The following is a 21,768-nucleotide window of genomic DNA, read 5'->3' on the forward strand; positions in this document are numbered from 1 at the left end:
TGGTTTCCGTACTGAACCAGGTCGAAAACCAGCAAAAAAGCACCCTGCAAAAGCAAACTATTGCCAAATCCCGTGTTCCGGAGGTTGCCGGTTCTGTTGCCGTTTTCTTTAAGTAAAAAGCCTGTAGCTATATAGGCCAGATCGAGCCCTGTATTCAACAACAGGATTTTTTCCAGTTTTTGCTGGGCAAGGTGATTTTGGGTTAAGGTATACTTCCGGTTCATTTCTTTGCGAAGCTGCATTAAACCCACACTGGCTATACCCAGGTTTACCAGGTTCCAGTATGCATTCATTCGAAAGAAGTGAGGGCCCGAACCCGTGGCATTGGTAGCCGAAATACTGCCCTGAATAATATTGACCCCGGCCCAGGCTGCCAGAATGGTCATATTCGTTTTATTTTGATTGTATCTGTCGGTGGCAATGGAATCGCTCCATTGTTGCAGCCGTTGCTTGTTCAGAACCATGCTGCTGTCTTTAGGCGGGTCCTGGTTTTCAGCCGTTTGTGCTCCCCCTGTAAAGGGTACCATTAACCCTAAAATAATGACCATTGATAGAATAGTTATCTGCTTCATTTGCTTCTTAAATCAAAACCTTACCTTTGGCGGCTCTAAATCAGGGTGCCAAATTGACTAAAAATTAATTCTTGCACGCTGTTTGACTGTTAAAATTTTGTACCAGAGCATTTTTAAAAATATGTTGAAGTTTATTTCTAAGTTATTCGGAGGTAGTAAGAGTGAAAAAGATGTGCAGCAGATTATGCCCATCATTCAGAAGACCAATCAGTTTTTTCAGCAATATCAGTCATTAACCAATGATGAGCTTAGAAACAAAACGGTTGAATTCAAAGCCCGTATTCAGGAGCATTTGAAAGAAGTAGATGCAGCCATTGCTGCAGAAAAAGCCAATGCAGAAGCCTTGCCCGAATCGGATATTCATGGCAGGGATGCACTGTACAAGCAGATAGATAAATTAAAGAAAGACCGCGATAAAAAAATTGAAGAAGCCCTTGCGATTATTCAGCCGGAGGCTTTTGCAGTTATCAAGGAAGCAGCCAGAAGATTTAAAGAGAACGAAGAGCTGGTGTCTACGGCTACTCCTTTAGACAGAGACCTGAGTGTTAAAAAAGACTATGTAACCATTCGTGGGAACGAATCGGTTTTCAATAATTCCTGGACAGCAGCCGGTGCAAAAGTTACCTGGAACATGGTGCATTACGATGTGCAGTTAATCGGGGGTTCTGTTTTGCATTCCGGAAAAATTGCTGAAATGGCTACGGGTGAGGGTAAGACCCTGGTATCTACTTTGCCCGCTTATTTAAATGCCCTTGCAGGCGAAGGGGTTCACGTAGTTACTGTAAACGATTACCTGGCCAAACGAGACAGCGAGTGGAATGGTACTTTGTTTGAGTGGTTGGGATTAACCGTTGATTGTATTGACAAGCATGAGCCCAACAGTGAATCAAGAAGAAAAGCTTACCTGGCCGATATTACCTATGGTACCAATAATGAATTCGGCTTTGACTATCTGCGCGACAATATGGTGCATAGTCCGGAAGAAATGGTTCAGCGCAAACACCATTTTGCCATGGTGGATGAGGTGGACTCCGTATTAATTGACGATGCCAGAACGCCGTTGATTATTTCTGGTCCTATCGGATACCAGACCGGAGAACAGCAATTCTTCGCGTTGAAACCCAGAATTGAAAAACTGGTGGAAGCACAGAAAAGAGCTACCCTTCAGTTTTTAACAGAAGCCAAGAAAAAAATTGCAGAAGGAAACGATGATCCGAAAGATGGGGGTCTGGCTTTGTTCAGAGCTCACCGCGGTTTGCCAAAGAACAGTGCATTAATTAAGTTTTTAAGTGAGCCAGGTAACCGTGTGAAATTGCAGAAGGCGGAGAATTATTATCTGGCCGATCAGCAACGTGAAATGCCGAAGGCAGATGAAGAACTTTACTTCTATATTGATGAAAAAAACAACTCGGTTGAATTAACCGATAAAGGGATTCAATTGATAACCGGTCAGGGAGAAGATCCACATTTCTTTGTTTTGCCCGATATCAGTTTAGGGTTGGCTGCCATTGACAACGATACATCTTTGCCTGCCGATCAGAAATTGGCCAGAAAAGAGCAATTGATAAATGAATACTCTGTAAAAGCAGATCGTATTCATACGGTTCAGCAATTACTGAAAGCTTATACTTTATTCGATAAGGATGTAGAATATGTGGTGATGGATGGTTCGGTTAAAATTGTTGACGAACAAACAGGCCGTATTCTGGATGGCAGAAGATATTCTGATGGATTGCATCAGGCGATTGAAGCGAAGGAAAACGTGAAGATTGAAGCGGCTACGCAAACCTATGCTACCGTTACCTTACAGAACTATTTCAGAATGTACCATAAGCTGGCTGGTATGACCGGTACAGCCGAAACGGAAGCTGCAGAACTATGGGACATTTACAAGTTGGATGTGGTTAGCATTCCTACTAATGTGCCTGCCATCAGAAAAGACGAAGAAGATAAAATTTTTAAAACCAAGCGTGAGAAATTCGGGGCAGTGATTGATGAGATCGTGGCCTTGCGTGAAGCCGGTCGTCCGGTACTGGTGGGTACCACTTCAGTTGAAGTGAGTGAATTGCTGAGCAGAATGTTGCGTCAGAAACAGATTCCGCACAATGTATTGAATGCGAAACAACACTCCCGTGAAGCACAGATTGTAGCAGAAGCCGGTTTGGCCGGAGCAGTTACCATTGCTACGAATATGGCAGGTAGAGGTACCGATATTAAATTAGGACCAGGGGTGAAGGAAGCTGGCGGTTTGGCCATATTGGGTACAGAAAGACACGAGTCGCGAAGAGTAGACCGTCAGTTAAGAGGTCGTGCGGGTCGTCAGGGTGATCCGGGTTCTTCTTTGTTCTTTGTTTCTTTGGAAGACGACCTGATGCGCATGTTTGGCAGTGAAAGAATTGCCAAAGTGATGGACTTTGCCGGATACAAGGAAGGCGAAGTAATTCAGGCAGGCATGATTACCAAATCTATTGAAAGAGCGCAAAGAAAAGTAGAGGAGAACAACTTTGGTATCCGTAAACGTTTGCTTGAATATGATGATGTAATGAACAAGCAGCGTACGGTTATTTATACCAAGCGTAACCATGCCCTGTTTGGAGAGAGACTGGCATTGGATTTAGACAATGCTATGTATGCGGTGGCAGAATCACTGGTGGTGAACTTCAGAGACCAGAACGATTTTGAACAATTTAAGTTAGCCGCAATTCTTCATTTTGGTATTGATACGGCTATTACAGAAGATGAGTTTAACCGAGGCAGCCAGCAACAGGTAGCTGAAAAATTATATACTGAAGCGGTGTCTCAATATGAAAAGCGCAAGCAGGACATGATGGCGCAGGCGGTTCCGGTATTTAAGAATATTCAATTGGAACAAGGTTCCCATATTGACAATGTAATTGTTCCTTTTACAGATGGCAAGCGTCAGATTCAGTCATTGGCCAATATGGAAAAAACCTTAAAGACCAATGGTGCTGAATTGTTGAATTCGTTGGAAAGAACAGTTACCCTTGCTTTTATAGACAATGCATGGAAAGAGCATTTACGCGCCATGGACGATTTAAAGCAGAGTGTGCAAACGGCTACTTATGAACAGAAAGATCCATTGGTGATTTATAAGATGGAAGCATTTGAATTGTTCCGCAAAATGGACAATGAAGTAAACAGGGAAATTGTTCAGTTTCTTTGTCATTCCTCCATTCCTTTAGCAAATGGAGAAGAATTGCAGGAAGGTCGTCAGGAAAAAACAGATATGAGTAAATTAAGCGCCAACAAAGACCAGGTAGATGCAGCAGGTCAGGAGTATGGTGCCAATGAAAACGATTACTATGATCCAACCCCTGTAAAACAGGAGCCGGTTAAAGTAGGACCAAAGATTGGCAGAAACGATCCCTGTCCTTGCGGTAGCGGCAAGAAGTTTAAATCCTGCCATGGTAAAGATGCATAAGGTGATAGTATAAAAGAAATATAAATGCCCCAAAGAGTATTTTCTTTGGGGCATTGTTCTTCATGGCATATTGGCTTGTCCGGATTAATTTAAAGCCACCGCAATGCCAAAATCCATGCAAAAGGATTTGATTTGAGAAGTGGTATTGCTGGCATTGGTCCAGGTATATTTTCTGGTACCAATATTGAATTTGAATTTTACTTTATTGTCTTCGTCTTCAAAATCTGTAAAAGAAACACCCCATCCAAAAAACTGTGGCGAACGGGTTACATCTGCATACCCTTCCTCTTTCATTTTTACGCCCGGAGAAATTCCGCCTTCTACATATAAACCACTGATGGCCCAGGTTCCGGCTATGATAAATAAATTGGTGAATCCGGCGTTTTTAAATATTTCTTTTTGATCGTCAGGGTTAAATCCATCTTTAAATGCGAATGGATAAATTCTTGCCCCAAGCGGTTTTTGCGTCATGGTAACATTGGTAAGGTAAGTTGTCTGGTTCCTGAAATTCTGCGGTTCTAATCCTGCAATAGCAGCCACTTTTACAAACATTTTTTTGGTATATCCCAGGTTTAAAAAATTGTATTCTGCCGTAAGCCTGGGTTGAATACCTTTTGACTTATAAAACTGTCCAAAAACTTCCGTTGCCTTAGGGCTGGCTAAACCCAGATAAAAACCCAATCGCGGTTTCATTCCATCCTGTGCTTTGGAAGTAAACAAAGCAGTAATAAAACATAAGGTTAGTAAGCACTTATTCATGATGATTTATTTTATGCGAATGAATACTATTTTAACAGACGCTCCTATACCGTAGTGACGGTATTCGTTATCTTTGCCAAAATAAGATTGAATGCATTTAGCCCCATATATTGATCATACCATTTTAAAGCCGACTACTTTAATTTCGGATGTAGAAAAACTTTGTACGGAAGCCAGAGAATATGGCTTTGCTGCAGTTTGTGTTCCTCCCAATTTTGTTAAAACAGCCAAAGCTTTTCTGGAGGGATCAAAGGTAAAAGTGGCCACCGTGATCGGATTCCCGTTTGGCTATTCCGCTGTGGAAGCCAAGCTGGCTGAAATTGTTTTGGCTATGGTAGATGGGGTAGATGAACTGGATGTAGTGGCCAATATCAGCGCTATCAAAAACGGAGACTGGGTTTACCTGGCCAATGAACTCAATCATATTATGCCTGTGGTGAAGTCTAAAAACAAAACCATTAAAGTGATTATTGAAAGTGGCATTCTAACCAATGATGAAATTATTAAATGCTGTGAGTTGTATGGGGTGGCTGGTATTGATTACTTAAAAACGTCCACAGGCTATGCCGAAAAGGGGGCATCCGTAGAAGCCGTTAAATTATTCCGGTTACATTTACCTGAGGCTGTTCAGATTAAAGCATCCGGTGGCATCAGGGATTATGCATTTGCTGCGGAACTGGTTGCAGCAGGAGCCACCAGGCTGGGATGCAGTGCCAGCGTGGCAATTGTAAATGGAGAGTCTAATCAGCAACCCGCTGGATATTAACCGTATATTTATTAAATGAAACCTGTTATACTCATAGTACTTACCAGCATTGGCTTCCTTTTAAAAGGCATGGCCAATCCGGTTGATACGGTGATTTTTAAGAAAGATTCCCGCCTGGATATTTTGGTGCAAAAACAGGCACAGGCCAACAAACGTACTGCCATGATGACGAGTACAGGACTCTATAAAGGGTTTCGTTTACAAATGATCAGTACGCCGAGAAGAGACGATGCCACGCAAATGAAATCGGAACTCTTAAACCGATTTCCGGATCAGAAAACCTACACGCTTTTTCAGTCACCCAATTTTAAAGTAAGAATGGGTAATTTTCTGAAAAGAGAAGAGGCAGAAAAATTCAGAGCGCAAATCAGTAAGTTCTTCCCTAAAGGAATTTATATTGTTGAGGATACAATTGAATATATACCTGTAGAAGAAGAATTATTTTAGTTAAGCAGAATACATGCTAAAAGAGAAAATAAAAATATTGGCTAAAGATTTTGCTCCTGCGTTGATTGATATACGCAGGCATTTACACGCCAATCCGGAATTGAGTTACCAGGAATTTGCCACATCAAAGTATGTGCAGGAACAACTTCGCACATTGGGTATTCCTTTTGAAATAAAAGCCACTACCGGTATACTGGCAACCATTAAGGGAAAGAACCCGGATGCAAAAGTGATTGCCTTGAGGGCGGATATGGATGCGCTGCCCATTCTGGAAGAAAATAATGTTTCTTATAAATCTGTGAATGAAGGCGTGATGCATGCTTGCGGACATGATGTGCATACCACCGTATTATTGGGTGCGGCCAGAATTTTAGAAAATTTAAAAGAAGAATGGGAGGGCACTATTCAATTGATTTTTCAACCTGGTGAAGAAAGAAATCCGGGTGGTGCCAGTTATATGATTAAAGAAGGGGTGTTGGAAAATCCCAGGCCCGGAGGTATTGTTGCTTTACATGTACATCCCGGACTGGATGTGGGAAAGCTTAGTTTTCGAAAGGGTAGGGTAATGGCAAGTGCTGATGAAATTTATATAACCATCAGAAGTAAGGGAGGGCATGCAGCGGCTCCTCATTTAACTGCGGATACGGTTTTAATAGCAGCCAATTTAATTGTGTCCCTTCAGCAAATTATATCAAGAAACAATAGTCCAATTTCTCCTTCGGTTTTATCTATCTGTTCTGTGCAGGGTGGAAATACCACCAATGTAATTCCCAGTGAAGTAAAATTGATGGGAACTTTCAGAGCCATGGATGAGGAATGGCGTTATAAAGCGCATGAACTCATCAGAAAACAGGCAGTAGGCCTGGTGGAAAGTATGGGCGCAGAAATTGATTTGCATATTGATATTGGGTATCCAACGGTTGACAATGATCCAATATTTACTACAGCTGCCTGGGAATTGGCCAATGAATTCATGGGTCAGACCAATGTTGAAGAAACGGAATTGCGAATGGGTGCCGAGGATTTTGGATATTACACCCAGGTAATACCCGGATGTTTCTTCCGCCTGGGAGTTCGCAATGAATCCAAAGGAATTGTTCATCAGGTGCATACGCCCAAATTTGATATTGATGAATCTGCTATTGAAATTGGAGCCGGTATGATGGCCTATTTAGGAATTGCGCTAAAATAATTTTGAATTGTATTAATTAAAAATATGTCTACAGATAAACAATCTAATTTAAGAAAGGAACAGGCTTTGGAATACCATGCCAGTGGAAGACCAGGGAAGATTGAAGTGGTACCTACCAAAGAAGCAAAGACACAACGCGATCTTTCTTTGGCTTATAGTCCGGGTGTAGCGGAACCATGTAAGGAAATTAAAGAGAATCCTGAAAATATTTATAAATACACAGCAAAGGGTAACCTGGTTGGGGTTATTACCAATGGTACAGCTGTGCTGGGTTTGGGCGATATAGGTGCGGAAGCCAGTAAGCCGGTTATGGAAGGGAAGGGGGTATTGTTTAAAATCTTTGCGGATATAGATGTATTTGATATTGAGATCAATGAAAAAGATCCGGAGAAATTTGTACAAATTGTAAAATCTCTGGAACCTACTTTCGGAGGGATTAACCTGGAAGACATTAAAGCTCCTGAATGCTTTTATATTGAACAGCAGCTGAAGGAACAGATGAATATTCCGGTAATGCACGACGATCAGCACGGAACAGCAATTATCAGTAGTGCTGCCATGCTGAATGCATTAGAACTGCAGAAGAAAAGAATTGATAAAGTTCGGTTTGTAATTAATGGAGCAGGGGCAGCCGCCATGGCCTGCATTAATCTATACGTTGCATTGGGTGCCAGGTACGAGAATTTTATTGTGTTTGATAAAGATGGGGTATTGCATGTAGGAAGAACAGATCTGGGACCCGATCGGATGAAATTTGCTGTTAAAAAAGATGATTGGACCCTTGCTAAAGCAATGAAGGATGCAGATGTATTTCTTGGCTTGAGTGTTGGCAATGTAGTAACACAGGAAATGGTTAAATCAATGGCCAGAAATCCAATTGTATTTGCCATGGCCAATCCGGATCCTGAAATTACATATGAAGATGCAGTTGCGGTTAGAAAGGATATCATCATGGCAACAGGCAGGTCCGATTATCCCAATCAGGTAAACAATGTATTGGGCTTTCCCTATATTTTTCGTGGAGCACTGGATGTTAGGGCAACTCAAATTAATGAAGCCATGAAACTGGCGGCTGTTCGTGCATTGGCAGAATTAACTAAAACACCAGTGCCAGATATTGTTAACCTGGCCTACAACCAAAACAATATGAGTTTTGGACCTTTGTATATTATTCCAAAACCATTAGACCCCCGATTGTTGAGTACTATTGCACCTGCAGTAGCAAAAGCGGCTATTGAGAGTGGTGTGGCACAGAAAAAAATCACTAACTGGGATGGGTATGTGCTGGAGTTGAATAAAAGACTGGGTCTCGACAATCAGTTATTCAGGGTCGTAAGTAACAAGGCCCGAAGAGATCCAAAACGCCTGGTATTTGCTGAAGCAGACAATTTAAAAATATTAAAAGCGGCTACCATCATTTATGATGAAGGCATTGCCTATCCAATTTTATTGGGTGATCCGGAAAAAATTAACCGAATTGCAGAAACCAATAGCATCGACTTGTCTGATATTCCAATTGTAGATCCAAGAAGCGATGCAATGGAACAAAAAAGAGAGTTCTATGGTGAACTCTTCTTTAAAAAACGTCAGCGCAAAGGATTCAATCATCACGAAAGTTTAAAAGTGATGAAAGACCGGAATCATTTTGGTTGTATGATGGTGGAAACAGGAGATGCAGATGCCATGCTTTCAGGATTAACGAAGAATTATGCGGAAGCCATTCGTCCGGCATTACAGATTATTGGTACCGAGCCTGGTGTTAAAAAAATTGCAGGCATGTATCTGTTGCTAACCAAAAAGGGGCCTATGTTTCTGGCAGATACCACCGTGAATTTCCATCCAACTGCAGAAGAGCTGGCAGATATTACACAAATGGTTGCTAAGGAAGTAAGAAGCTTTAATCTTACACCCCGCATAGCCATGTTGAGTTATAGTAATTTTGGAAGCAGTGATTCTCCGGAAGCGAAACTGGTGGCCGAAGCAACCAGAATTTTAAAGCAGAGAGATCCTAACTTAATTGTGGATGGTGAAATGCAGGGAAGTCTTGCATTTAATCAGGAAATCTTAGGAGATAATTATCCGTTTAGTGATCTGGTAGATCAGGAAGTGAATGTGTTGATGTTCCCTAATTTAACAGCAGGAAATGTAGCGTATAATTTATTAAAAGAATTAGGTGGTGCAGATGCCATTGGGCCTATATTGTTAGGCTTAAAGAAGCCGGTGCACGTTCTTCAGCTGGGTAGCAGTGTACGCAATATCATTAATATGGCACTGGTAGCGGTAGTGGATGCTCAAATGAAATCCAGGGTAGATACTGCTGAAGAAGTTCAGAGAAGTTCCTGGTGGAAAAGCAGAAGAAAAACAAGAAAACAAATAACTAAAGTTTAATTATACTTTTGGCGTATGAATTTTTTCACTCATTTAGGAAGGTTCCTGTTGATGCTGAAGGGCATGTTTTCCAAACCGGAAAATTTCAGAATGTACTGGAAAGAATTCATGCACCAATGTGTGGAAATAGGAATGGGGGCATTGCCCATTGTAATAATCATTTCCCTTTTTCTTGGAGCGGTTACCACTATTCAAACAGCGTATCAGTTAGTGAGTCCATTGGTTCCGCAAAGTACCATTGCTCAGATTGTAAGAGACAGTATGATACTGGAATTGTCTCCAACCGTTTTGAGTATTGTATTGGCCGGAGTAATTGGCAGTAAGATTTCCAGTGAGCTGGGCAATATGCGAGTAACGGAACAGATTGATGCACTCGAAATTATGGGAATCAATACCAAAGCCTATCTGGTATTCCCCAAAATTTTAGGAGCACTGATTGTAGTACCCTGCTTAATTGTTATTTCTGCTGTGCTGGGAATCTGGGGAGGAAGAATGGCAGGGTCAATGGCCGGAATATTAGCACCTGATACTTTTGACATTGGTTTAAGACAAAACCTGAATTTCTACAACATCAATTTTGCACTTTACAAGGCGTACACATTTGCCTTCATTATCAGCAGTATTCCTGCTTATTACGGATATTATGTAAAAGGAGGATCTCTGGAAATCGGAAGGGCAAGTACCAGTGCCGTAGTGGTGAGTTGTATTCTGATTTTATTGGCAGATTATTTACTTGCTGCTCTCTTGTTATAAACCAAATTATGGTTAAATTGAGAGATGAATCCTCAGTTTCCTGCTTTTAAAAAACTCATTACTCATCCGGTTCGGTTTGCTTTTTTTAAGCTGATTAAATTACCTGCTGCATTTATTGCAGGTTTGAAAGTTGGCTATATAGACGAGCAAAAAACGGTTATATTGGTGAAGCATGGATGGCTCAATCAAAACCCATTTAAGTCCATGTATTTTGCTGTACAGGCAATGGCTGCTGAAATGAGTACCGGACTTTTTCCGGTTGGACAAACCTATAAAAGAAATCCGCCAGTTAGTATGCTGGTTGTTGGCCTTGAAGCCAGATTTGTAAAAAAAGCAACAGGCCTTATTGCCTTTACCTGTAACGATGGACTCAAAGTGGCTCAGTTGATTGAGGAAGCCATTGCTACCAAGGAAGGAAGAACCCTTGTTTGTACCTCTGTTGGTACCAATGAGCAGGGGGAAATAGTAGCCGAATTTAATATTACCTGGAGTTTTAAATCTAAATAACTATGAAGATTTCCTTTCATGGAGCTGCCCGAACGGTAACAGGCTCCAAGCACTTGATTACCCTGAAAAATGGGAAGCAAATTTTATTGGATTGTGGCTTGTTCCAGGGTATGGGCAAACATACAGAAGAACTGAATGCTCATTTTGGTTTTGATCCTTCTACCATTGATTACCTGATTTTATCACATGCGCATATTGACCATTCCGGATTAATTCCAAAGTTGGTTAAGGAAGGATTTCAGGGGACTATTTATTCAACGGAAGCTACAGAGGCATTGGCAGAGATATTGCTGGAAGATTCTGCAGAAATACAAAGAGACGATACTAAATTCATTAATAAGCGAAGAGCCAAGAAAGGACTTCCTCCCTATGAACCTTTGTACGATTTGGAAGATGCAGCCAAAGCCATTCAGCTTTTTAAATTTGTCCCTTACAGGGAATGGGTAAAAATAGATGAAGATATTGCTGTTTGTTTTACAGATGCCGGGCATATCATTGGATCTGCAGCTGTTCATTTAAGAATTATTGAAGACGGGAAAACCAATAAAATTACTTTTAGTGGCGATGTAGGCAGGTATAATGATGCCATTCTTAAATCACCTGAAACCTATGATCAGGCAGATTATATAGTTTTGGAAAGTACCTATGGGAATAAATTGCACGATGAAGTTTTTGGGATAGCCGATACTTTATTAAAATGGATTGTAAGTACCTGTCTGGAAAAAAAAGGGAAACTGATTATTCCTGCTTTCAGTGTGGGTAGAACCCAGGAATTGTTGTACGCATTAAACCAGCTGGATCTGGAGAAGCGACTGCCCCCCATTCCAGTATATGTAGATAGTCCACTTAGCAGGGAAGCAACCCAGTTATTGAAACAGTATCCGGAAAACTTTAACAGAAGGGTACGTAAAATAATGGAACAGGATAATGATCCCTTTGATTTTAAGCAACTCAAGTTTATTAAAACTGTGGATGAAAGCAAGGCCCTGAACGCAGACGGGCGCCCCTGTGTAATTATTTCTGCCAGTGGTATGGCGGATGCAGGTAGGGTAAAGCATCATATCATGAACAATATTGAAAAGGAACGCAATACCATTTTAATTGTTGGCTATTGCGATCCTTACAGTTTGGGTGGGCAGTTAACAGCCGGTAAGAAAGAAGTAAAAATTTTCGGTGAATTGTATCAGGTGAAGGCAGAAGTGGGGGTCATGAGGAGCATGAGTGCCCATGGAGACTATGAAGATTTATGCCAGTTTCTGGCTTGTCAAAATCCTGAATTGGTCAGAAAACTATTTCTGGTACACGGTGAATACGACGTGCAGATTGATTTTGCAGCCCGATTGCGCAGAAAACATTTCAAAGAAGTGGTGATTCCGGATATGCACGAAACGCATTTGCTGGATTAATCGGTAAATTGAAATTGAACCCTGATTTATTTTGTTAACTTTAAGCTGAAATTATTTACCATGATAACATTGAATATTAACAACACTAATTATCAGGTGGAAGCCAGTGCCGAAATGCCCTTGCTTTGGGCAATCCGTGATATGGTTGGATTAACCGGAACCAAGTTTGGATGTGGTATTGCACAGTGTGGTGCCTGTACGGTACATGTGGATGGGAAACCTGTTCGTTCCTGCAGTTTTCCTGTAGCTGCTGCGGTAGGTAAAAAAATTACGACTATTGAAGGAATGAAAGATAAAATTGCTGAAGCTGTTCAGAATGCCTGGGTAGAATTACAGGTTCCACAATGTGGATATTGTCAATCTGGTCAAATCATGAGTGCAACCGCTTTATTGAAAACCAAGCCCAAGCCAACAGATGCAGATATAGATGCTGCCATGCAGGGTAATTTATGCAGGTGTGGAACTTATCAAAGGATTCGCAGTGCTATTCATCGTGCTGCTGAAATGATTAAGTAATTCCAAAAAATTAAAAAAATGACTCAGCAAAAATCTTCTATCGATCGCAGAAACTTTTTACGCCTTACTGGTTTAACCGGTGCCGGTTTAATTATGGGTATGGGTGTAAAAGCCGATGGCTCTGCAATAATTGAAAATATAACAGCCGCCGGTAATGCTTTTGAATTGTCTCCACTGGTTATGATTGATCAGGCAGGAGTGGTTACTATATTCAATACCAAACCTGAAATTGGTCAGGGTACTTATCAGTCCATTCCTGCTTTAATAGCGGAAGAACTGGAAGTGCCTATGGACAAACTGGTTATTAAACAAACCGGAGGGGAAAAGAAATATGGTCCTGCACAGTTTGTAGGAGGTAGCTCCTCTGTAAGAACCAATTATACCAGCTTAAGAAAAGTAGGTGCGGCTGCTAAAGAAATGTTGCTGACTGCGGCCAGTAAACAATGGGATGTGCCTGTAGCAGAATGTTATGCTGAAAACGCAACCGTTATTCATCGCCCAAGTGGTAAAAAATTAGGCTATGGCGAATTGGCTGAAGCCGCTTCTAAACTGGAAGCGCCTAAGAATCCCGTTTTAAAGAATTCAAAGGATTTTAAAATATTAGGCAAATCTGCACCCCGAATGGATATCCCTATGAAAGTAAATGGTACCGCCAAGTTCGGTATTGATGCTTCTGTTCCCGGGATGGTATATGCATCTATTGAACGATGCAAAGTGTTTGGCAGTAAACTGGTTAGCTTTGATGCCACTGCTGCTAAAAAAGTAAAAGGGGTAATTGCAGTGGAAACCTGTGAACGCATTCACGGAATTTATAAATCGGAAGGAGTGGCAGTGATTGCTGAAAATTACTGGGCTGCTGTTCAGGGAAGAAAAGCATTGGTAATTAAATGGGATCATCAGGGTAATGAGCAGTTTAATTCAAAGGACTACGAACAAAGTATGCGCGAAGCTGCCAAAAAAGAAGGTGCAGTGGAACATCAGCAAGGTAATTTTGATCAGGCTTTTACCGGTGCACCCGTTAAACTGGAAGTTTTTTATGAAACACCTGTTGTTTCACATTCTCCCATAGAACCTATGAACTGTCTGGCATCCTGGACAGAAGGAAATAAACTGGAAATATGGACATCCACGCAAGTGCCAAGCAGTGTAGTGAACGAGTTTTCCAAAACTTACGGCGTAAAACAGGAAGATTTAAAATTACATGTCTTGTTTAATGGAGGGGGTTTCGGAAGAAGACTCTATCCGGATTATATTCATGAGGCGGTTCAGTTGAGTAAGAAAATTGGTAAGCCGGTAAAATCCATATGGACACGAGAAGACGATACCCAGCAGGGGCCATTCAGACCCATGACCTTCTCTGCTATGAAAGGTGCATTGGATGCCAGTGGTAAAGCGATTGCGTTTCAGCATAAAGTAATATCCGGTACCCTTGACATGAAAAAGGATTACGATATTACCAAGGCAGATGGTACTATGACCGAAGGTATCAGTGAGCAGAAATATGAAATTGAACATATGAAGAATTTGTATGTTCATCATTATCTGCATGTGCCATTGGCAGCCTGGAGAGCAGTAACCAGCACCACCCTTGCTTTTGCGCATGAGTGCTTTATAGATGAAATGGCGGTGGCTGCCAAAAAAGATCCTATGCAATTCCGTCTGGGAATGCTAACCAAGGAATCAGACACAAAGAAAATCTTAAATAAACTTAAAGAAGTTTCCAACTGGGATAAACCTCTTCCGGCAGGTTGGGGGCGTGGTGTGGCACAATACGAATTCTTTGCAGGTCAGGCCGGTTTTGTAATTGAGGTATCCAAAAAAGGAACAGGTGTTAAAATAGAAAAAGTAATTGCCGTAATTGATCTGGGTACAGTAGTAAATCCGGATAATACCAGAGCACAGGTTGAGGGCTCTGCTGTAATGGCTTTAACTGCTGCCATTAAAGGGGGTATTACTTTTGACAAGGGAGCAACGGTTCAATCCAATTTCCATAATAATCCGTTGGTTCGGATCAATGAAATGCCAAAGGTGGAAGTACATATTTTAGCCGACGGTGGAAATAAAATAAAAGGAGTGGGTGAACCAGGTTTGCCTCCGTTTGCACCTGCTTTATGTAATGCCATATTTGCTGCTACCGGCAAGCGGATACGTAAACTGCCTTTTGACATGAATAAAATTGTATAAACAGGTGGTTGAAATTGTATAATTGATAAATCTTAATCAGATATAAATGAAAGCTGGGATAAAGACATTGACGGCATTGATGGTAGGTGGTTTTCTTTCTCTTGCCTTTGTACAGCCTTTTGATTTGAAAAAAAGCATTGTGGCAGGGAAGACCGTTTATGAAACCAGTTGCATGAACTGTCATATGCAGGATGGGAAAGGTTTAGAGGGAGTATTCCCCCCTGTTGCCCAATCTGATTTTTTAAAGAAAAATCCGAATGATATCATAGATGTTTTAATCAAGGGCCAATCTGGTGAAGTAAAAGTAAACGGAGTAACCTATAATGGGGTAATGCCCAGTGTAGAGTATCTTTCTGATCAGGAGATTGCGGATGTGCTGAATTATATACAGAATAGCTGGGGCAACAAAAATACCAAGCCCATACTACCCGGACAGGTGAAGAAGAGAAGACCATAAGCCAATATTTCATGAAGGAATTAGCGGATATTGTTCATGCATTTGAACAAATGGCAGAGGAAAAGCAACGCATGGCGCTGGCCACTGTTGTGCATGTAGAGGGGTCTTCCTACAGAAGGCCTGGAGCCCGCATGCTGGTGAGTGAAGATGGAAGATACATTGGAGCTATTAGCGGCGGATGCCTGGAAGGAGATGCATTACGAAAAGCAGCGCTGGCTATTACGCAGGGCAAAAAAAATTAGTAGTTTACGATACCACCGATGAAGACGATGCCAAGCTGGGAGTACAGTTGGGATGCAATGGCATCGTTAGTATATTGTTTGAGCCATTGAATTTTGATTGCACCGATTTAATAAAGGGATTGCAGGAAATGCTGCAGTCAAGGAATCCTCAGGTATTGGTTACCGGTTTTAGCCGTAATCAACATGAGCATTGGGGAACTTTATTGCATAATCAAATTGCAAAACACGGGTCGCCGCTTTTAAGTGAAGCCGTGCAAAGGGTACATGCACAAAAAAAATCGGAGTATATCGTTATTGATGCAGGAACTGCTCAACAGGAGGTATTTGTTGAGTACATTATGCCTGCTGTCTCTTTAATCATAGTAGGAGCAGGAAACGATACCATGCCGCTGGAATCATTGGCCAGATTAATTGGATGGAGTACTACTGTTGTGGATGGAAGACCTACGCATGCGAATGCACAGCGATTTGCTAAAGCCAGCCGCATCCTGGTTGGTAAACCCGATTCTATACTACCCCAGTTGAATATGGATGATCGTACTGCCATTGTATTAATGACGCATAATTACAATTATGATTTGTCTTTTTTACAGGGTATGCAATCGCATACCTTCCGTTATATTGGTTTACTGGGACCGGCTGCCAAGCGCGATCGTCTGTTGAAAGATTTGAAGGAACAGGGAATTTTGTTTTCTGAAACACAGATGAGGAATATATACGGGCCCACCGGATTGTCACTGGGAGCAGAAACTTCTGCAGAAATTGCCCTTTCTGTTTGTGCGGAAATCATGGCCGTAATGGAAAACCAAACACCCCTTCATTTGAGAAATCAGTTAACACCCATTCATAGTAAATCATGAATTGGGGAGTAATGATATTAGCAGCGGGCGAAGCTTCCCGTATGGGAAAAGCCAAAATGTTATTGCCCTGCAAAGACAAAACGATATTGGAAAAAATTGTGGATGAGGTTTTAATTTTAGATCCCAGTGTAGTAACGATCGTAACAGGTCATTATCACCAGGAGATAAGTTCTGTTATTAAAAATGAACAAGTTAATCTGGTTCGGAATAATAACTACAATATGGGAATGAGTAGTTCCATACAAATGGGGCTAACTGCCATGCAGCAACAATGTCCCAATATGCAATTGATGTTTATTCTTGTAGCCGATCAGCCATTTTTAAATAGTGCCCTTTTGCAAAAAATGATTCTGCTACATACAGGAACAAAGAAGGGGCTGGTAGCAGCCTGTTACCAGGATGTAGCAGGGACGCCACTTTTGTTAACGGCAAAATATTTTAATGAGTTGAATCAATTGAAAGGGGACAAGGGGGCAAGGGCTATATTACATCGGCATCCATCCGATTTGGAAACGATTGATTTTGAATTGGGGTGGCTGGATATAGATACCGCAGCTGATTATGAGCGGTTTTGTGAATTATTAAACAAAGGAAATGCTGATTGATCAATACAATAGGGTACACGATTACCTGCGAATTTCATTAACGGATAATTGCAATCTGCGTTGCTTTTATTGTATGCCGGAAGAAGACTATGCATTCATGCCCAATCAGCGATTGATGCAGAAAGACGAGATTGTACAACTGGCTACTTTGTTTGTGCAGAATGGCGTAAAGAAAATCAGGTTAACCGGAGGAGAACCCCTGGTTAGAAAAGATGCGGCTGCCATTATAAAAGAATTAGGAAAACTGGGTGTTAACTTAACCATGACTACCAATGCTACCCGGATTCATTTATTTATAAATGAGTTAAAAGAAGCAGGTATTCGCTCTCTCAATATCAGTTTAGATACTTTACAAAAGGAGAAGTTTCAACTCCTGACCAGAAGAGATCAGTTTAATCAGGTGAAGAGCAATATTGATTTATTACTTGCCAATGGGTTTAAGCTGAAAATTAATGTGGTGGTTGTGAAAGGAATGAATAATCAGGAAGTATTGGATTTTATTGCATGGACTAAAGACACACCCATTCAAATAAGGTTTATTGAATTCATGCCTTTTGATGGAAATAAATGGAACAGTGATAAACTGGTAACCTTGCAGGAGATGTTGGAGCTAATTGGGAAAAAGTATACGATTGCTCCTTTAGTGAATGAACCCAATGATACGAGCAAACAATATGCAATAGAGAATCATGCAGGAAGCTTTGCTGTAATCAGTACCATGAGTGCTCCATTTTGCAATACCTGTAACCGCATCCGTTTAACTGCAGATGGTAAAATAAAGAATTGTTTGTTTTCTTCTGATGAAACAGATTTGTTAACAGCATTGCGTTCAGGTGAAAACATCCTACCATTAATTGAGGATTCCATTTTTTAAAAAGCACAGGGAGCTGGGTGGCCAGTTTTCAAAAGAATTTGAGAAAATAAATGCCGAACTCTTGCATAACAGAAGTATGATTGCAATTGGCGGTTAATGACTATGATAACAGTTAGTGAAGCAAAACAATTATTGTTCAGCAAAGTCAGGACTTTGAATCCGGAAATCCATCCATTAACGGAGTCTGCCGGAAAGGTGGCTGCAGAAGATATCAAGAGTCCGATTAATATGCCTGGATTTCTGCAGTCCTCCATGGATGGCTATGCAGTGAATAGTTTTGCTACTGATTTGTTTCTTCCTTTGCAGGATGAATTGCCAGCCGGCAGCAATCGGTCTTTAACTTTGCAAGAGGGGAAAGCCATTAAAGTTTTCACTGGCGGTCCTGTTCCGGAGGGAGCCAGCTGGGTGGTGCAGAAAGAATGGGTGGAAGAAAAAGCCGATGGAATTATTATCCGGCAAGCTAAACCCGAAACAGGGTTGAATATCAGAATGCCCGGATCTTCTGTTCAGAAAGATGCTGTGGTAATTACCAGGGGAACTTGTTTGCATGCTTACCAAATTGCCATGCTGGCAAATCTGGGTTTAACGCATATTGCTGTTTTTCCGGCACCGAAAATTGCATTGATCATTACGGGAAATGAGTTGGTTAAGCCAGGGGATATACTTGAATATGGTCAGGTCTATGAATCTAATTCAATCGGTTTAACTGCAGCATTGAAGCAGTTGGGTATAAATCAATGTCAGCTGCAATGGGTAAAAGATAATTTAGCGGAAACAAAAGCGGCTATAGACAAAGCACTGCTTTGGGCAGATCTGGTATTGTTAACCGGAGGGGTAAGTGTGGGAGACTATGATTTTGTAGCGGCAGCAGCCCAACAGGCAGGTGTAGAAACAATCTTTCATGGTGTGAAACAGAAACCAGGAAAGCCTTTGTTTGCAGGACAATACAAACAAAAACTGGTAATAGGATTGCCTGGAAATCCCGGTTCGGTATTACATTGTTTTCAACAATATGTAAAGCCCGTAATACAGTTAACAATGGGTATGCAGCCTACCCCATCTATACAAGCAAGGTTGGCGCACGACTATGAGAAAAATACCCCACTTGATTTTTTTGTAAAAGCCTCACTGCTAAATAGAGAAGTAACTATTTCGGCTGCGCAGGCATCTTATCAGGTTAGTGCTTTTTCTGAAGCCAATTGCTGGGTTGAATTGCCTGCTAACGAATTCAGGTTTTCCAAAGGTCAGCTGGTAACCGTTTATTTATTCTAACATTGCGATATGGAACAAGCATGGATAGTGGGAATTGCATTTTTGATAATCGCATTTTTGTATGCATCTGTTGGTCATGGCGGTGCCAGTGGTTATCTGGCCCTGATGGCGCTTTTGAATATGAGTCCACTAGTAATGAAACCAACTGCTTTAATCCTCAACTTGATTGTTTCACTGGTTTCATTTCTCTCTTTTTATAAAGCCCGGCATTTTAAATCTACTTTGTTATGGCCTTTGGTGATTACTTCTATACCAGCGGCCTATCTCGGTAGTATTGTGCCGGTTTCGGAACCCCTTTACAAAAAAATACTGGCCATTGTTTTGTTGATAGCAGTTGTTAGAATGCTAATAAAGCCGCCGGCTGTTGAAAATATTTCCAGCCCTAAATGGTATTGGCTGAGTGTGGCGGGAGCAGTTATAGGCTTGCTCTCCGGGATGATAGGCATGGGAGGAGGTATTTTATTGTCTCCGCTTTTATTGATGATGGGTTGGGCAACCATACAACAAACAGCAGCCATCAGCGCTATTTTTATATTTTTGAATTCGGCATCGGGAATGTTGGGACAAATGAAAAAAGGATTTGATCTGGCACCTTCAATGTATATGATTATTGGTTTTGTTTTGGTAGGAGGCTGGCTGGGTGCTTATTTTGGCTCATCCAGATTCAAGAATACACAGCTTAAATTTATTTTAGCAGTTGTATTGATATTGGCTGTTTCTAAATTGTTGTTTGTAAATTGAGTGTATGGGTATTAAAGTATTGTTTTTTGGTTCAGTAACAGATATTACGATAGTGTCAGAGCTGTCCCGGGAAGATTGTGCTGATACGGATACATTAGAAAAAGAATTGTTGAAGCAATTTCCTGCTTTGGCCAATAAAAAATATTTCCTTGCCTTGAATCAACAGGTGATTCATGAAAATTGCCCATTGAAGCAGGGCGATATTGTTGCTTTAATGCCACCTTTTTCCGGAGGATAAAATGCCAGATTTTAAACGATATATCAGACAATTGATACTGCCCGGATTTGGTGCAGATGCCCAGCGAAAATTAGCGGAAGCGAAAGTGTTGATTGTGGGTATGGGGGGATTGGGATGTCCTGCACTGCAGTATCTGGCCGGGGCGGGTATTGGCTCCATTGGAATCATGGATGCCGACGAGGTTAGCTTAAGCAATCTGCATCGTCAGGTTTTATTTGATGAGTTCGATATAGGTCAACTGAAAGTAAGTGTGGCAGCCAGAAAAATAACAAAACTGAATTCCGGGATTCAGCTTATAGAATTTCCTTTTCAGTTGAATAAAGAAAATGCTTTTGCCATTATTGAGCAATTTGATTGTGTGGTGGATGCTACCGATAATTTCAGTGCCAAATACCTGATTAACGATACATGTGTATTGCTGAAAAAAGCATGGGTGTATGGGGCTGTTTCCGGTTATGAAGGTCAGGTGGCTGTTATGAATAATATCCATATTCCGGATCCTGTTCACTACCGCCATTTGTTTCCTCAACAACCCTTGCGCAATGAGTTCGCCAGCTGTGAGGAGACAGGCGTGATAGGTGTTTTGCCTGGTATTATCGGTACCATGCAGGCCGCTGAAGTAATTAAATGGATAACTGGTTTAGGCAAGTTGCAAAATGGATTGTTACTCAATTATCATTTTTTATCGGGTAGCTGGTATGAAATAGCGTTGACCCCGAATCCGGAAACCCCTGTTATTGATGAGTCTTTTTTTAATAAAATGAATTACAACATGGAATGTGCGAATGAGGAAGAAGAAATGGAAGACATTGATATTACTGAGATAGACGTTCGGCAGTTACTTAAAATTCAGGAAGAACCCGGCCATTTTATATTAGATGTTAGAGAGTTGCATGAATATCCAAGTCTCGATTTTGTTCATGCCCGGATTCCTATGTCTGTATTGAAGGAATCCCTGGATCAGCTGCCACAGCAGCCTGTTTATATTATTTGTCACCAGGGTATCAGAAGTGTTTATGCAGCACAATACATTAAATTGCATAAGGGGGTAGAAACCTTTAGTGTAAAGGGAGGATTAACCGCGTATTTTAATGCAGTAGACCATGAGTAGTAAAAAACAGCATAGTATCTTTTATCAGGGACCCATTCCTGCACAGAAAATAGCAGATGATATTCAGAAGCATTCGGCTAAAACAAATATTGGTGCACATAGTATATTCCTGGGGCAGGTACGGCAAGATGAAAAGAATGGTGAAAAAGTGGTTGCCATAGAGTACACTGCTTACGAATTGATGGTTGAAGAAAAAATGGCTGTAATAAGAGAACAGTTTTTTGAAAAATATGCACTTACCTGCATGCATATACATCATAGCCTGGGAAGGGTAGCAGTGGGAGAAATCTGTTTGTTTGTATTTACTTCTTCTGCTCATAGAAGAGATGCTATTGATGCCTGTAATGAAATGGTAGAAACCATAAAAAAAGAGCTACCTATCTGGGGCAAAGAAATCTGCACCAACCAATCATCAGTTTGGAAACAAAATAATTAA

At 41.2% G+C, this 21,768-nt stretch carries 22 protein-coding genes; 20 read left to right on the forward strand and 2 right to left on the reverse strand.

The genetic code is table 11. The annotated features are described in order from the left end of the window. On the reverse strand, positions 1 to 572 hold a 572-nt coding region (locus P767_RS18430; RefSeq protein ID WP_051416941.1), incomplete at its 3' end, for a DUF6992 family protein. Between the two features lie 121 nt (positions 573 to 693). On the opposite strand from P767_RS18430, the gene secA reads away from it, so the two are divergent. Continuing rightward, positions 694 to 4,014: a preprotein translocase subunit SecA gene (gene secA, locus P767_RS0100580; RefSeq protein ID WP_026762984.1), complete on the forward strand. Its 3,321-nt coding sequence runs from the start codon at positions 694 to 696 to the stop codon at positions 4,012 to 4,014. A gap of 84 nt (positions 4,015 to 4,098) precedes the next feature. Here the strand turns inward: secA and P767_RS0100585 are convergent, their stop codons facing one another. Continuing rightward, positions 4,099 to 4,773 (reverse strand): hypothetical protein, encoded by a 675-nt coding sequence (locus P767_RS0100585; protein ID WP_026762985.1) that lies wholly within the window; start codon positions 4,771 to 4,773, stop codon positions 4,099 to 4,101. 91 nt (positions 4,774 to 4,864) lie between these two features. On the opposite strand from P767_RS0100585, the gene deoC reads away from it, so the two are divergent. From deoC to P767_RS0100675, 19 genes are all read left to right on the forward strand, one after another. After that, the gene (deoC, locus tag P767_RS0100590; RefSeq protein ID WP_026762986.1) at positions 4,865 to 5,539 is read left to right on the forward strand and encodes a deoxyribose-phosphate aldolase; all 675 of its coding nucleotides are present in this window, start codon (positions 4,865 to 4,867) and stop codon (positions 5,537 to 5,539) included. A gap of 15 nt (positions 5,540 to 5,554) precedes the next feature. Next, on the forward strand, positions 5,555 to 5,986 hold the full coding sequence (locus P767_RS0100595; RefSeq protein WP_026762987.1) for an SPOR domain-containing protein: 432 nt from the start codon (positions 5,555 to 5,557) through the stop codon (positions 5,984 to 5,986). A 13-nt stretch (positions 5,987 to 5,999) separates the two neighbouring features. Further along, entirely contained in the window at positions 6,000 to 7,178 is a 1,179-nt protein-coding gene (locus P767_RS0100600; RefSeq protein WP_026762988.1) for a M20 metallopeptidase family protein, read from the forward strand. Between the two features lie 24 nt (positions 7,179 to 7,202). Beyond that, positions 7,203 to 9,566, forward strand: coding sequence for an NADP-dependent malic enzyme (locus P767_RS15130; protein ID WP_037351466.1), 2,364 nt, complete (start codon positions 7,203 to 7,205; stop codon positions 9,564 to 9,566). A 15-nt stretch (positions 9,567 to 9,581) separates the two neighbouring features. Then, the gene (locus P767_RS0100610; protein ID WP_026762989.1) at positions 9,582 to 10,319 is read left to right on the forward strand and encodes an MlaE family ABC transporter permease; all 738 of its coding nucleotides are present in this window, start codon (positions 9,582 to 9,584) and stop codon (positions 10,317 to 10,319) included. Between the two features lie 24 nt (positions 10,320 to 10,343). Beyond that, complete coding sequence (locus P767_RS0100615; protein WP_051416943.1) at positions 10,344 to 10,826, forward strand: hotdog family protein; 483 nt, start codon at positions 10,344 to 10,346, stop codon at positions 10,824 to 10,826. A gap of 2 nt (positions 10,827 to 10,828) precedes the next feature. Then, positions 10,829 to 12,232, forward strand: a complete 1,404-nt coding sequence (locus P767_RS0100620; protein ID WP_026762991.1) for an MBL fold metallo-hydrolase RNA specificity domain-containing protein — start codon at positions 10,829 to 10,831, stop codon at positions 12,230 to 12,232. A 60-nt stretch (positions 12,233 to 12,292) separates the two neighbouring features. Then, positions 12,293 to 12,748, forward strand: coding sequence for a (2Fe-2S)-binding protein (locus P767_RS0100625; RefSeq protein ID WP_026762992.1), 456 nt, complete (start codon positions 12,293 to 12,295; stop codon positions 12,746 to 12,748). Between the two features lie 18 nt (positions 12,749 to 12,766). Further along, positions 12,767 to 14,932, forward strand: coding sequence for a xanthine dehydrogenase family protein molybdopterin-binding subunit (locus P767_RS0100630; protein ID WP_026762993.1), 2,166 nt, complete (start codon positions 12,767 to 12,769; stop codon positions 14,930 to 14,932). A 46-nt stretch (positions 14,933 to 14,978) separates the two neighbouring features. Beyond that, positions 14,979 to 15,389 carry a c-type cytochrome gene (locus P767_RS0100635; protein WP_026762994.1) on the forward strand — a complete coding sequence of 137 codons (411 nt, stop codon included), beginning with the start codon at positions 14,979 to 14,981 and terminating at the stop codon, positions 15,387 to 15,389. Between the two features lie 11 nt (positions 15,390 to 15,400). Further along, positions 15,401 to 15,631: an XdhC family protein gene (locus P767_RS18715; protein ID WP_245586803.1), complete on the forward strand. Its 231-nt coding sequence runs from the start codon at positions 15,401 to 15,403 to the stop codon at positions 15,629 to 15,631. Continuing rightward, entirely contained in the window at positions 15,568 to 16,491 is a 924-nt protein-coding gene (locus P767_RS15135; RefSeq protein ID WP_245586804.1) for an XdhC family protein, read from the forward strand. The genes P767_RS18715 and P767_RS15135 overlap by 64 nt, the downstream gene beginning before the upstream one ends. A gap of 11 nt (positions 16,492 to 16,502) precedes the next feature. Beyond that, positions 16,503 to 17,096, forward strand: a complete 594-nt coding sequence (locus tag P767_RS15140; RefSeq protein ID WP_216593178.1) for a nucleotidyltransferase family protein — start codon at positions 16,503 to 16,505, stop codon at positions 17,094 to 17,096. Next, a complete protein-coding gene (gene moaA, locus P767_RS15145; protein WP_245586805.1) occupies positions 17,086 to 17,970 on the forward strand; it encodes a GTP 3',8-cyclase MoaA in 885 nt (294 codons plus the stop codon). Before P767_RS15140 ends, moaA begins: the two co-directional genes overlap by 11 nt. 96 nt (positions 17,971 to 18,066) lie before the next feature. Next, positions 18,067 to 19,242, forward strand: a complete 1,176-nt coding sequence (locus P767_RS0100655) for a molybdopterin molybdotransferase MoeA (RefSeq protein WP_051416947.1) — start codon at positions 18,067 to 18,069, stop codon at positions 19,240 to 19,242. A gap of 9 nt (positions 19,243 to 19,251) precedes the next feature. Then, positions 19,252 to 19,983, forward strand: coding sequence for a sulfite exporter TauE/SafE family protein (locus P767_RS0100660; RefSeq protein ID WP_026762996.1), 732 nt, complete (start codon positions 19,252 to 19,254; stop codon positions 19,981 to 19,983). A gap of 4 nt (positions 19,984 to 19,987) precedes the next feature. Further along, on the forward strand, positions 19,988 to 20,221 hold the full coding sequence (locus P767_RS0100665; protein WP_026762997.1) for a MoaD/ThiS family protein: 234 nt from the start codon (positions 19,988 to 19,990) through the stop codon (positions 20,219 to 20,221). A 1-nt stretch (position 20,222) separates the two neighbouring features. Beyond that, positions 20,223 to 21,332: a ThiF family adenylyltransferase gene (locus tag P767_RS0100670; RefSeq protein ID WP_026762998.1), complete on the forward strand. Its 1,110-nt coding sequence runs from the start codon at positions 20,223 to 20,225 to the stop codon at positions 21,330 to 21,332. After that, the gene (locus tag P767_RS0100675) at positions 21,325 to 21,768 is read left to right on the forward strand and encodes a molybdenum cofactor biosynthesis protein MoaE (protein ID WP_026762999.1); all 444 of its coding nucleotides are present in this window, start codon (positions 21,325 to 21,327) and stop codon (positions 21,766 to 21,768) included. The genes P767_RS0100670 and P767_RS0100675 overlap by 8 nt, the downstream gene beginning before the upstream one ends.

It is taken from the genome of Sediminibacterium salmoneum NBRC 103935 (assembly GCF_000511175.1).
Lineage (GTDB): Bacteria > Bacteroidota > Bacteroidia > Chitinophagales > Chitinophagaceae > Sediminibacterium > Sediminibacterium salmoneum.

Coding starts and splice junctions, on each gene's coding strand:
- moaA (WP_245586805.1), top strand. CDS start 17,086: ATGCTGATTGATCAATACAATAGGGTACACGATTACCTGCGAATTTCA.
- P767_RS0100655 (WP_051416947.1), top strand. CDS start 18,067: ATGACTATGATAACAGTTAGTGAAGCAAAACAATTATTGTTCAGCAAA.
- deoC (WP_026762986.1), top strand. CDS start 4,865: ATGCATTTAGCCCCATATATTGATCATACCATTTTAAAGCCGACTACT.
- P767_RS0100625 (WP_026762992.1), top strand. CDS start 12,293: ATGATAACATTGAATATTAACAACACTAATTATCAGGTGGAAGCCAGT.
- P767_RS15135 (WP_245586804.1), top strand. CDS start 15,568: ATGCCTGGAAGGAGATGCATTACGAAAAGCAGCGCTGGCTATTACGCA.
- P767_RS0100635 (WP_026762994.1), top strand. CDS start 14,979: ATGAAAGCTGGGATAAAGACATTGACGGCATTGATGGTAGGTGGTTTT.
- P767_RS0100660 (WP_026762996.1), top strand. CDS start 19,252: ATGGAACAAGCATGGATAGTGGGAATTGCATTTTTGATAATCGCATTT.
- P767_RS0100670 (WP_026762998.1), top strand. CDS start 20,223: ATGCCAGATTTTAAACGATATATCAGACAATTGATACTGCCCGGATTT.
- P767_RS0100665 (WP_026762997.1), top strand. CDS start 19,988: ATGGGTATTAAAGTATTGTTTTTTGGTTCAGTAACAGATATTACGATA.
- P767_RS0100585 (WP_026762985.1), bottom strand. CDS start 4,773: ATGAATAAGTGCTTACTAACCTTATGTTTTATTACTGCTTTGTTTACT.
- P767_RS0100620 (WP_026762991.1), top strand. CDS start 10,829: ATGAAGATTTCCTTTCATGGAGCTGCCCGAACGGTAACAGGCTCCAAG.
- P767_RS18715 (WP_245586803.1), top strand. CDS start 15,401: ATGAAGGAATTAGCGGATATTGTTCATGCATTTGAACAAATGGCAGAG.
- P767_RS0100615 (WP_051416943.1), top strand. CDS start 10,344: ATGAATCCTCAGTTTCCTGCTTTTAAAAAACTCATTACTCATCCGGTT.
- P767_RS0100600 (WP_026762988.1), top strand. CDS start 6,000: ATGCTAAAAGAGAAAATAAAAATATTGGCTAAAGATTTTGCTCCTGCG.
- P767_RS0100630 (WP_026762993.1), top strand. CDS start 12,767: ATGACTCAGCAAAAATCTTCTATCGATCGCAGAAACTTTTTACGCCTT.
- P767_RS0100595 (WP_026762987.1), top strand. CDS start 5,555: ATGAAACCTGTTATACTCATAGTACTTACCAGCATTGGCTTCCTTTTA.
- P767_RS15140 (WP_216593178.1), top strand. CDS start 16,503: ATGATATTAGCAGCGGGCGAAGCTTCCCGTATGGGAAAAGCCAAAATG.
- secA (WP_026762984.1), top strand. CDS start 694: ATGTTGAAGTTTATTTCTAAGTTATTCGGAGGTAGTAAGAGTGAAAAA.
- P767_RS0100610 (WP_026762989.1), top strand. CDS start 9,582: ATGAATTTTTTCACTCATTTAGGAAGGTTCCTGTTGATGCTGAAGGGC.
- P767_RS15130 (WP_037351466.1), top strand. CDS start 7,203: ATGTCTACAGATAAACAATCTAATTTAAGAAAGGAACAGGCTTTGGAA.
- P767_RS0100675 (WP_026762999.1), top strand. CDS start 21,325: ATGAGTAGTAAAAAACAGCATAGTATCTTTTATCAGGGACCCATTCCT.